The following is a 10,726-nucleotide window of genomic DNA, read 5'->3' as shown; positions in this document are numbered from 1 at the left end:
GGTAATGAATTATTGAGGCTGTTTTCTCAGAAAAGATCCGGGCAAAAAGGCTTAGTGACCTGGGCGTCTCTTCACAGGAATTTGAGGAACTGGGAACAGGCTTTGATCTGCGTACCGCTACTTTTGAGGGCGAGGAAAACCTGAAAGGGATCAACGAGATCAAGGCCATAATTGGAGGGAGTTTCGGATATCTCATCATGATGTTCATTGTGATCTACGGGGGCTTTGTAATGCGCAGTGTCATAGAAGAAAAAACCAGTCGCATTATTGAGGTGATCATCTCTACTGTAAAGCCCTTTCAGCTGATGTTGGGAAAAATAATCGGGACTTCCCTTGCCGGGGTCACCCAATTCGCCATTTGGATCATTTCTGCCTCCCTTCTGATGTTCTTTGTATTATCGGTTTTTGGGATTGATTTATCAGCTCTTGAATCCGGACCCCAGATGGGCCCTAGTATGCCGGGAATGGAAACTGTATCCCCAACAGCTGATACCTTGCAACTCTATGCTACTGAACTTTATAAGATTCCCTGGGCCTTATTGATCTTCTCTTTTGTAGTATACTTTGTCCTGGGTTACCTCATTTACAGTTCAATTTATGCGGCCATTGGCGCTGCAGTAGACAATGAGACCGATACCCAACAATTCCTGCTTCCGATAATAATGCCTCTGGTACTCGCTATATACATCGGATTTTTCTCCGTTTTCAATAACCCAAACGGCCCTATTGCAGTAGGGTTTTCACTCTTTCCCCTAACCTCTCCAATTGTAATGCTGATGCGACTGCCAGCGGGGATCGGGGATGGTGGGGTGCCCCTGTGGGAATTTTTGGTATCTATATTGTTGCTGGGACTTACCTTTATAGGGATTGTGTGGCTGGCTGCCAAGATTTATCGGGTAGGCATATTAATGTATGGTAAAAAACCGTCGTATAAAGAATTGTTCAAATGGTTGCGATATTAAGTTTATTCCAGGATAATCCGAGTAAGGTAGGAGAGTTCCTGGAAAAAGACCTGTGGGGCTCCATTAAGGAGATCCTCAATATGGGCCTGCACATCGGGGAAGGAGAAAAATCTATTCATATCACTATTGGCCTGCTGCTGCTATTAGTGTTGGCCTTTCTGGTTACCAGTTTTGTCCTTAAATGGTTACGGATGTTGCTTACCCGCAAGATGCAGGGGGATGACAAGCAAAAATTCATCAGTGTTTTCAGGTTCATAAAATACCTGGTATATGTGGCGGTCATCCTGGTGACCATGAGTGCAGCGGGCATTGATATCACCATCCTGATCACAGCTTCAGCAGCTCTATTCGTGGGTCTTGGTTTGGCCCTTCAGGAGCTCTTCCAGGATATCATTGCGGGGATTTTTATTATTACCGATAAATCCCTGTTGGTGGGTGATATCATTGAGGTAGACGGAAAGGTGGTAAGGGTCTTTGAAATAAAACTGCGTACTACACGGGCCATAACCAGGGACGACAAGGTAATTGTGATTCCCAATCACATGTTTATATCCAACATCATTTATAACCATACTCAAAATCAGGATAGTACCCGGGAATCTGTGGATGTTGGCGTGGCTTATGGGAGTGATGTGGATAAAGTTACCCAACTGCTTCTGGACTGCGCCCTCAATAATCCGGCAATTCTCAAACACCCGGAGCCTTTTGTTTTGTTTGAAGACTTCGGGAATTCTGCCCTGCTGTTTTCAGTTAAATTCCACATCAGCGAAAGCTTCTCTTCACCAGTTACTAAAAGTGATCTTAGGTATCAGATCGACAAGGCATTCAGAGAAAACAAGATTGTTATTCCATTCCCACAACGGGACGTACATGTGTATCAGCATGCCCCATTTGAAGTTAGTCAGCACATGAGAAAAACCGGAAATGCCAATAAGTAAGCTCCTGAAAGCCGGTGTTCTGGCATGCTTTGCGGTTTTATACTGCCAGGGGCAGAGTACAGACCTGCTCAGATTAGAATATACCAAAGTACCCAATGATATTTCTGAGGTGAATACATCGCGGTACAGGGTGATATTGAATATGCCGTTTAAACTTAAGGGGGAAAAGTACCTGATCATTGGCTCTGAATACAACTACATTGATTTTGACCCGGAACGTGAATATCCTTTTGACGACTCAGAACTGGAGCACCTGCATGTTATCGACTTTAACCTGGGCTATATCTTCAAATGGAATGAAGACTGGCGATTTGTGGGGATATTAACACCACGCCTGGCCTCAAATTTGGTGACCACTATTGGCAGTAAGGATTTTTTGATCAATGCCACGGCGACCTTTTGGAAGGAACGAATGGATCATGAGAAACCATTTCGCCTGGTGCTGGGGCTCACATATAACAGCACCACAGGTTTGCCCGTACCCCTTCCCCTGATCAACTACTATCGGCGCTTTCATCCCAAATGGTCCTTCACCCTGGGAATCCCCCGCAGTGATTTCAGATATCACCTGACCAACAGGAATACCTTCCTCATGGCATTATTTTTGGATGGATATTTTGTGAATGCGCAAAACGATATCATTTTGCCTGATAACGACTTAGGCTCAGCCATTTCACTCTCTGCCCTGGTTGGTGCTTTTGGATATCAGTTCAACCTGTCCAAAATGGCATCTTTTTATGGTTTTGCAGGTTATACGTTCCTACAAAATGGAATTTTGCGCGATGATAAAAGAAATAATGTTTTTAACTTGAACAATAAAGGCAGCCTGTATTACAAGCTGGGTTTCAAAGTTTCAATTTTTTAAATAATTCGAATGTCGAAAATACTGGTAATAGAAGATGAAGCAGCCATCCGGCGCGTCCTTGTGAAAATCCTAACAGAAGAAAATGATCACTATGACGTAGAAGAAGCAGAGGATGGAAGCAAGGGGCTGGACATGATTAAAAAGAATGATTATGACCTTGCCCTTTGTGATATTAAGATGCCCAAAATGGATGGGGTGGAAGTGCTTGAGGCCGCCCGTAAAATAAAACCCGAGACCCCTTTTATTATGATCTCAGGGCATGGTGACCTGGATACTGCAGTGAATACCATGCGACTCGGGGCTTTCGATTACATCTCAAAACCACCGGACCTCAACCGCCTGCTCACCACCGTTAGGAATGCGCTGGACAAGAAGGAACTGGTCAGTGAAAACCGGATCCTTAAGAAGAAGGTGAGCAAGAATTATGAAATGGTTGGCGATAGTAAGGAGATCACCAAGATCAAGGATATGATCGAAAAAGTAGCACCTACCGATGCCAGGGTCTTAATTACAGGGGCGAATGGTACAGGAAAGGAATTGGTGGCCCACTGGCTTCACCAAAAGAGTTCCCGTAGCAGCGGGCCGTTCATAGAAGTAAACTGTGCAGCTATTCCTTCAGAATTGATTGAAAGTGAATTGTTTGGCCATGTGAAAGGAGCTTTTACTTCTGCGGTAAAGGACCGGGCAGGTAAATTTGAGGCGGCCAATAAAGGAACTATTTTCCTGGATGAAGTAGGCGATATGAGCCTTTCCGCCCAGGCAAAGGTCCTGCGGGCGTTGCAAGAAAGCAAGATTTCTCGGGTGGGTTCGGATAAAGACATTAAAGTAGATGTGCGCGTAGTAGCCGCTACGAACAAGGACCTGAAAAAGGAAATTGCTGATGGGAACTTCAGGGAGGATTTATACCACAGACTAGCGGTAATCCTCATTCAGGTACCGGCGCTCAATGACAGGAGGGCCGATATCCCAATGCTGATCGAACACTTTTCAGAGAAGATCGCGGCAGAGCAGGGAATAGCGAAAAAGAAATTCTCCAAAAAGGCGGTAGACCTGCTTCAGGGATACGACTGGACGGGAAACATACGGGAATTGCGCAATGTTGTAGAGCGCCTCATTATCCTGGGTGGAAAGGAAGTATCCGAAGAGGATGTGAATTTATTTGCCAGCAAATAGTATTCGATCTTACTCGGCTGATGTGGTGCAGTTTTTAAGCTTGTTCAACGCCGCTTCGGTGATTTGCTTGGTCTTCAGATTGTAGTATTTCTTCGCCTCAGACAGATCGGGTCGCAAGAGTTGCTCCTCACATCTTTCATAATTGGTGATGGCCAGTTTGTATGCCTCTTTGCAAGGGGTGGAATTTACGACCTTTTCAAGGGAGTTCTGATAGTCGATCAATGCCTGGTCTATTTTCTTCTGCAGGGCCTCCCCAACCGGCATCCGTCCTTTTTGTTGCTCCAGATATGCGGCTTTGGTGTTCATGCTCAGCTGATCACTGCCGTAACGGCTATCGTGTAATTCTTCGTGTTCTTCCAGGGCTTCCAGGCTGTTTTGCGTGCTTTGCAGGGCTTTGTTAAGGATAATTCTGGTACTGGCCAGGGTCGTGACCCTGGTGGCCCTTTTCAGGTGTTCAGAGCTTTCTTCTATGTTTTTCTCGGCCTGTTCACACCCGCAGGCCATGAATTGCTTTTTGGACTTTTCGATGGCATTAAGTGCCCTGTATGCGTAATAACGTGATATATTGATGTCATCACTCTCCAGGGCCTTCAGGGTTTGCTTTTGGATAAACCCGATGTTAGACCCCATGTACTCACATGCCTTGTTTGGAGTGAAGGAGAGAAACAGCATAGCGGAGCTAAGCAATATCAGGAAGGAAGTGGTACGCATAACGTAAAGTCTTGATACTGTAAAATTTAGGACAATATAAAAGTACAACCTTCCATAGCGGCCTCCCCTTTTTTTCGACAAAAACCAGAAAGCAGCAGTCGAAGCGTAGCTACAAGGACGGCTTTCTGGCCTTATAAGCCCTTTAGAAGCCCAAGAAAATATCCTATATTCAGGCCATGGAACAAATTAATAGCGGGGATTATTTTGCCAATCCCGGGATTGAATTGAAGAATATACCCACCCTGCAGACCCTCGGCAGGTCTGACAAACAACTTAAGAAAGATCTGGAGAAAGTCAGGGTGGCCCTGGGTGACTTTCAGAATACCCTTTGGGCACACAGGAAATATTCAGTGCTGATCTGCCTTCAGGGGATGGATACCTCGGGAAAGGACAGCCTTATCCGTGAGGTCTTCAAGGATTGCAATGTAAATGGTGTGGTAGTGCACAGCTTCAAGGTGCCCACTGACCTGGAACGGGCACATGATTATATCTGGAGGCATTACATCGCCCTGCCCGCCAAGGGTAAATTTGGCGTATTCAACCGGACCCACTATGAGAATGTTTTAGTTACCCGTGTCCATCCGGAATATATCCTCTCAGAGAATATCCCCGGAATTGATCAGGTTGATAAAATTGACGAGGAGTTCTGGAATGCGAGGTTCGAACAAATCAATAATTTTGAAAAACATTTGGCCCAAAACGGGACGCTGGTATTTAAATTCTACCTCCACCTTTCTAAGGAAGAACAACGCCAACGCCTGCTGAGGCGGCTTCGCCTGGAACGGAAGAACTGGAAGTTTTCCCCGGGCGACCTGAAAGAACGAAAACTATGGGATCGGTACATCAGTTGTTATGAAGAAGCCATCAACAGGACTTCCCATCCACATGCCCCCTGGTATGTTATCCCTGCTGACAGCAAGCGCGCAGCACGTGTAATTGTGGCTTCGATCTTGCTGGAAGAACTCAGCAAACACAAGGATATTAAGGCGCCCGAGTTGGATGAGGAAATCAAGGCAAATATCCCATTATACAGAAAACAACTTCAAGAAGATAAGGAATGAGAATGCTTTTCATTGTTGCCTTAGTGGCACTTCAGACGTTCGCCCAGAGCGAAGATGAAAGACAAATAAAAGCCCTCTATGATGCTGCCCTCACCGATGGGAAGTCATATGCCTGGCTCAATTACCTCTCCAATCAAATCGGCGGGCGGTTATCTGGCTCTGTCCAGGCCGAACAGGCTGTGGCCTACACCAGGGCCCAACTTGATTCGCTTGGGCTTGATCGCGTTTGGTTACAACCCGTAATGGTGCCTAAATGGGTGCGGGGCACTCCTGAATTTGCCTATATCGAGAGCAAACCGGGACTTACCAACAATGTTCCCGTGTGTGCCCTGGGCGGCTCTGTAGCCACTCCTTTGGGTGGTCTCAAGGCGCATGTAGTGGAAGTGCAGGGCATAGAAGAACTTAAAAACCTGCCAAGGGAACAGGTAGAAGGCAGAATCGTCTTCTACAACCGACCCATGGACCCCACTTTGATCAATACATTTCAGAGCTATTCGGGTTGCGTTGACCAACGTTATTCAGGTGCCGAAGAAGCTGCAGCCAAAGGAGCTGTAGGTGTGATTGTTCGGTCCATGACCTTGCGGAACGACGACTATCCCCATACGGGCTCCATGAGTTATGGGGAATTGCCCCCGGAACAGCGTATCCCCGCTGCAGCCATCAGTACCAACGGGGCAGACCTCTTGAGCACCACCCTGAAACTGGACCCGGGTATCAAGTTCTATTTCAAGCAAAATTGCCGGCAGCTGGAAGATGTTTTGTCGTACAACGTTATTGGTGAAATCCGTGGAACAACTTATCCTGAAGAGATCATGGTCGTTGGCGGGCATCTGGATTCCTGGGACCTGGGGGATGGTTCTCACGATGACGGTGCCGGATGCGTGCAAAGTATGGAGGTGTTGCACCTTTTCAAAAAAACCGGATACCGTCCCAAACGCACATTGCGCGTGGTGTTGTTTATGAATGAGGAAAATGGGCTCAGGGGTGGACGAAAATATGCTGCAGAAGCCCTTAAAAAGGGTGAGAAACACGTCTTTGCACTGGAGAGCGATGCAGGAGGGTTTACCCCAAGGGGTTTCTCATTTGATTGCAGCGAAGACAATTACAATCAAATTCTCAGCTGGAAGCCCCTTTTTGAGCCGTATCTTATCCACAGCTTTATCAAAGGTGGGAGTGGTGCAGATATCGGACCTCTAAAGGATGGTCAGGCCGTACTGGCGGGACTTAGGCCGGATACCCAACGCTATTTTGACCATCACCATGCCGCTAACGATACCTTTGAGCATGTGAATAAAAGGGAGCTTGAATTGGGGGCAGCCACCATGGCCAGCCTGGTATATCTGATAGACAAATACGGAATTATTACACCCTCTGTAATTAAGGGGTAAATCCTCCTAAATTGCCTACCTTTGCGCCTTAGCTAAATCAACATTATGCAAGAAGGAATATACGCCAAATTCAATACGAGTAAAGGAGAAATCCTCGTTAAACTCACCTATGATAAAACGCCTGGTACCGTTGGGAATTTCGTCGCCCTGGCTGAAGGTCAGATGAAAAACTCTGCCAAATCCGAAGGCAGTCCGTACTACGATGGACTCTCGTTCCACAGGGTAATATCGGATTTCATGATTCAGGGGGGATGCCCGCTGGGTACGGGTACGGGTGACCCGGGATATAAATTTGACGATGAGTTCCATCCGGATCTGCGACATTCCGGGCCAGGAGTGCTCTCGATGGCAAATGCAGGCCCTGGGACGAACGGGAGCCAGTTTTTTATAACACATGTGGCCACGCCCTGGCTGGACAACAAGCACACGGTTTTTGGCCATGTGGAACACGGGCAGGAAGTAGTGGATACTATTGCACAGGGCGACCTGATTGAATCGCTTGAAATTCTAAGGGTAGGAAAGGATGCTGAAGCCTGGGATGCTATAGCTGCATTTCGGACCTTTGAAAACTCCCGAATTGAACGCCTGGCCAAAGCAAAAGAAGAGGCTGAAGCAGCCCTGGAAAAAGTTACAGAGGGATTTGACAAGACAGAAAGCGGCCTGCGGTTTAAAATATTGGATAAGGGTAATGGCCCGGAAGCCCAAAAGGGCAAAACCGTATCTGTACATTACGAAGGCTCCCTGCTTAACGGACAGGTCTTCGATTCTTCTTTTCAGCGAAATCAACCCATTAGTTTTCAGTTGGGAGTAGGACAGGTAATCCCGGGATGGGACGAAGGGATACAACTATTGAAAGTTGGGGATAAAGCCCGTCTGATCATACCGCCAGAACTTGCCTATGGCGCTGCCGGTGCAGGTGGTGTTATTCCACCCAATGCAACTTTGTTGTTTGATGTAGAGCTGGTAGACGTCCAATAACCCACGATCAATAGGAAAGAAGTAAGTTTTTCCTGAGACTATTTGGGCTGTCGGTAGCTTATGAACAAAAGGAACATATTCAGGGCCACTAGTAAGATCAGAATTGCGAAAAAAGTATTCATATACAAGGATTTTAGTTGGCCTTACCGCCCTTATTGATCTAAACAATTAACTGAAGGAATACCCTACCCCAATCCTGTTAAAATTACTTCTACAGGTCGGCAGGTGATTTAAAGGAGAAAATATTGGCCGGTATGTTTGGCACGGTGTCCACTACTATGCCCATATACATCATCTTTTGATACGTAAAGGTTGGATATAGCGTATTGAAAGAAGCTGTGCCGTATTACAGCAATGCTTTCCCAAGAATATACATGGGTCGTTCATCAGTCACCATTCCCGGGAAATCCAGTTGCTTAACCCCCAAAATAGCATATCCGTTTTTTTGATAAAAATCGAGGGCGGGGCCTTTTTGCATGGTTTCCAGGCAAATGTGGTTTTGCCCTTTTTTCCTGGCCAGGGTTTCTGTAAACTCAAGTGCCGCTTGGCCGATGCCTTTTCCCGTATACGCTGCCAATAGGTAAATCCGTTCCAGAAACAGGCAGTTGATTTTATTTTCTCCATTTATAACCTTATCCAGGATAATTTTCAGGATACCCACCGGGAGGGTTTCCAGGTAGATCAGGTAGAGTAATACCTCCGGGTCTTCCCATTCTTTTTGTACCACTTCTGATCGGAAGGCATTTTCAATATAGTAGGTAGGGTCCTGGTTTTCCCAAAGGTGCAGGTAGTGCTGGCAGTAGGATGTTGTACCCACCTGTATGTAAGTCTCAAAAAGTTCAGGACGAAGTGGAACAATGGAAATGGCACCCTTTTTCATGTAGGTTCGCGGGAGTGTGTTTTAAATCAGCTAAGGCTTTTATTTCCATTTGATATTACAACCAATACTGGGCTTTTGGTCGCCGGATATGGGCAGTCCGTTTATCAGGTTGTCCATTGCTGCCTTAAGGTCGCTACCCGTAACCGGTATACCATTTCCCGGCCGGGAATCGTCTAACTGTCCCCGGTAGACCAACTTCAGGTCCTTGTCAAAAAGGTAGAAATCAGGAGTGCAGGCTGCGTCATAGGCTTGTGCCACCTCCTGAGTTGCGTCATAGAGGTAGGGAAAGGGATACCCCAAACGCTGGGCTGTTTGCTTCATGAGGTCAGGGGCATCCTGGGGGTAATTCTCAACATCATTGCTGGAAATGGCAATAAAACCAATACCCTTTTGTAGATAGGACTTGGCCAGCTTCACGATTTCCTCATTGACGTGAATTACAAAGGGGCAGTGGTTACAAATGAACATGACAACGGTACCTTTCTCACCCCGGGCGTCTTCAAGTTGGATCATCTTGTCCGTAATGGTATCATAAAGGTTAAAAGATGGGGCAGAGGTTCCCAGGGGAAGCATATTGCTCGGTGTTCGTGCCATTTTCTGTAAATTGTGGTGATACGCTGGTAAAATTAATGGTATTTTAAAAACGAAAGAAATTTATTGAGCGACTTCGCTGAGTAACCTATAGCACCGAACTTGAGGAAAGTCATCTACTTTACGGCAAAATTATGCATGCGGGCTGCGCTCTACTGCTATTTTCGAAAGATCAGGGTTAACAATGCCATGGCTATCCCCGGGCAAGGACCCCTGATGTTTTTACCCAATCATCAGAATGCCTTACTCGACGCCCTTTTGATTGCAACCCTATGCAGGCGTAAACCTTATTTTTTAACCCGCTCCGATGTCTTCTCCAATGCGCTTTTCCGTTCCCTGTTTTATTTTTTCAGGATGTTGCCCGTTTACCGGCTACGCGATGGTCGCGAAACACTGAGTAGGAATGAGGAAATCTTTCAAAGATGTGCTGATCTACTTTCAGAGGGGGAGGCCATATTGATCTTTCCGGAAGCCAATCACAATCTGGAACGCCGGGTCAGGCCACTCAGCAAGGGGTTTACCAGGATCTTGTTTCGCTGTCTGGAACAGCACCCAGGTCTTGATATTCAGCTTATGCCCGTAGGGCTTAATTTTTATAGTGCCGCTGATTTGCCGGATTCGGCAGCCCTCTGTTATGGAACTCCCTTTTCGGCAACACAATTCTATCTCCCAGACAACCCGCGGGTGTCTGTGGATCGCATGAGAAATGAAGTTACGGAGCAACTAAAAACCCTGACTACACATATACCAGAGGAGGCCCCACACGATCAGCTTGAAGCCTGGCTCGAGCATCAGGGGATCGATTTTATGGATCCGGGAAAGGCCAATCAACTCCTTAAGGATTTTCAGGAGGATAGGACGAGTGACATCTTCGTAAAACACCGCCCGAAAGCTTTTATCAAAAGTATTTTTTACCTGTTGAACTTTCCACTTTCCTTAGTGTGGTTGTGGATAAAAACTCGGGTTGTTCCCGAACCCGAGTTCGCCAGTACATTTCGTTTTGGCTTCGCTTTGCTGACCTTCCCCATTTTTTACCTCCTTTCCCTGATATTCTTGGGCCCAGGACTTGGATATGCCCAGGCCCTTACCCTGCTTGCCCTACATTTTGGGCTGAACCAGTTGTACATTAAATCCCTGGGGTAATTATTTTAGGTCTGCTGTATACCGTTTTTGAGCTTA

9 protein-coding genes and 2 pseudogenes are annotated in these 10,726 nt (G+C 46.5%); 8 read left to right on the top strand and 3 right to left on the bottom strand.

Features of this window, described 5'->3' with window-relative positions; translation table 11 throughout:
• Positions 1-11: 11 nt before the first annotated feature.
• The 4 genes and pseudogenes from AC4E7D_RS06525 to AC4E7D_RS06510 all read left to right on the top strand — a co-directional run.
• A pseudogene (locus tag AC4E7D_RS06525) lies at positions 12-962 on the top strand (ABC transporter permease); the annotation flags it as partial.
• Positions 947-1,750: pseudogene (locus AC4E7D_RS06520) on the top strand (mechanosensitive ion channel family protein); the annotation flags it as partial. The pseudogenes AC4E7D_RS06525 and AC4E7D_RS06520, both read left to right, overlap by 16 nt.
• 142 nt (positions 1,751-1,892) lie before the next feature.
• On the top strand, positions 1,893-2,765 hold the full coding sequence (locus AC4E7D_RS06515) for a DUF6268 family outer membrane beta-barrel protein (protein WP_490173004.1): 873 nt from the start codon (positions 1,893-1,895) through the stop codon (positions 2,763-2,765).
• A 9-nt stretch (positions 2,766-2,774) separates the two neighbouring features.
• Positions 2,775-3,938, top strand: coding sequence for a sigma-54-dependent transcriptional regulator (locus AC4E7D_RS06510; protein ID WP_490173002.1), 1,164 nt, complete (start codon positions 2,775-2,777; stop codon positions 3,936-3,938).
• A 9-nt stretch (positions 3,939-3,947) separates the two neighbouring features.
• On the opposite strand, the gene AC4E7D_RS06505 is transcribed toward AC4E7D_RS06510, so the two are convergent.
• A complete protein-coding gene (locus tag AC4E7D_RS06505) occupies positions 3,948-4,649 on the bottom strand; it encodes a hypothetical protein (protein ID WP_490173001.1) in 702 nt (233 codons plus the stop codon).
• A 176-nt stretch (positions 4,650-4,825) separates the two neighbouring features.
• Between AC4E7D_RS06505 and AC4E7D_RS06500 the strand changes: the two genes are divergently transcribed.
• From AC4E7D_RS06500 to AC4E7D_RS06490, 3 genes are read left to right on the top strand one after another with little or no spacing between them, the layout of a single operon-like run.
• On the top strand, positions 4,826-5,710 hold the full coding sequence (locus AC4E7D_RS06500) for a PPK2 family polyphosphate kinase (RefSeq protein WP_490173000.1): 885 nt from the start codon (positions 4,826-4,828) through the stop codon (positions 5,708-5,710).
• A gap of 2 nt (positions 5,711-5,712) precedes the next feature.
• The gene (locus tag AC4E7D_RS06495; protein ID WP_490173003.1) at positions 5,713-7,098 is read left to right on the top strand and encodes a M20/M25/M40 family metallo-hydrolase; all 1,386 of its coding nucleotides are present in this window, start codon (positions 5,713-5,715) and stop codon (positions 7,096-7,098) included.
• A gap of 45 nt (positions 7,099-7,143) precedes the next feature.
• A complete protein-coding gene (locus tag AC4E7D_RS06490) occupies positions 7,144-8,076 on the top strand; it encodes a peptidylprolyl isomerase (protein ID WP_490172999.1) in 933 nt (310 codons plus the stop codon).
• A gap of 346 nt (positions 8,077-8,422) precedes the next feature.
• On the opposite strand, the gene AC4E7D_RS06485 is transcribed toward AC4E7D_RS06490, so the two are convergent.
• The gene (locus tag AC4E7D_RS06485) at positions 8,423-8,956 is read right to left on the bottom strand and encodes a GNAT family N-acetyltransferase (protein WP_490172998.1); all 534 of its coding nucleotides are present in this window, start codon (positions 8,954-8,956) and stop codon (positions 8,423-8,425) included.
• Positions 8,957-8,995: 39 nt separating this feature from the next.
• On the bottom strand, positions 8,996-9,550 hold the full coding sequence (locus tag AC4E7D_RS06480; RefSeq protein ID WP_490172997.1) for a thioredoxin family protein: 555 nt from the start codon (positions 9,548-9,550) through the stop codon (positions 8,996-8,998).
• A 135-nt stretch (positions 9,551-9,685) separates the two neighbouring features.
• Between AC4E7D_RS06480 and AC4E7D_RS06475 the strand changes: the two genes are divergently transcribed.
• On the top strand, positions 9,686-10,690 hold the full coding sequence (locus AC4E7D_RS06475; RefSeq protein ID WP_490172996.1) for a lysophospholipid acyltransferase family protein: 1,005 nt from the start codon (positions 9,686-9,688) through the stop codon (positions 10,688-10,690).
• Positions 10,691-10,726 lie beyond the last annotated feature (36 nt).

Source organism: Lentiprolixibacter sp. (assembly GCF_982873095.1).
This window is presented reverse-complemented; position numbering and strand designations above follow the sequence as displayed.

Excerpts from the sequence above, each read along its gene's own strand:
- AC4E7D_RS06480 (WP_490172997.1), bottom strand. The coding sequence starts at position 9,550 with ATGGCACGAACACCGAGCAATATGCTTCCCCTGGGAACCTCTGCCCCA.
- AC4E7D_RS06505 (WP_490173001.1), bottom strand. The coding sequence starts at position 4,649 with ATGCGTACCACTTCCTTCCTGATATTGCTTAGCTCCGCTATGCTGTTT.
- AC4E7D_RS06495 (WP_490173003.1), top strand. The coding sequence starts at position 5,713 with ATGCTTTTCATTGTTGCCTTAGTGGCACTTCAGACGTTCGCCCAGAGC.
- AC4E7D_RS06500 (WP_490173000.1), top strand. The coding sequence starts at position 4,826 with ATGGAACAAATTAATAGCGGGGATTATTTTGCCAATCCCGGGATTGAA.
- AC4E7D_RS06490 (WP_490172999.1), top strand. The coding sequence starts at position 7,144 with ATGCAAGAAGGAATATACGCCAAATTCAATACGAGTAAAGGAGAAATC.
- AC4E7D_RS06475 (WP_490172996.1), top strand. The coding sequence starts at position 9,686 with ATGCGGGCTGCGCTCTACTGCTATTTTCGAAAGATCAGGGTTAACAAT.
- AC4E7D_RS06485 (WP_490172998.1), bottom strand. The coding sequence starts at position 8,956 with ATGAAAAAGGGTGCCATTTCCATTGTTCCACTTCGTCCTGAACTTTTT.
- AC4E7D_RS06510 (WP_490173002.1), top strand. The coding sequence starts at position 2,775 with ATGTCGAAAATACTGGTAATAGAAGATGAAGCAGCCATCCGGCGCGTC.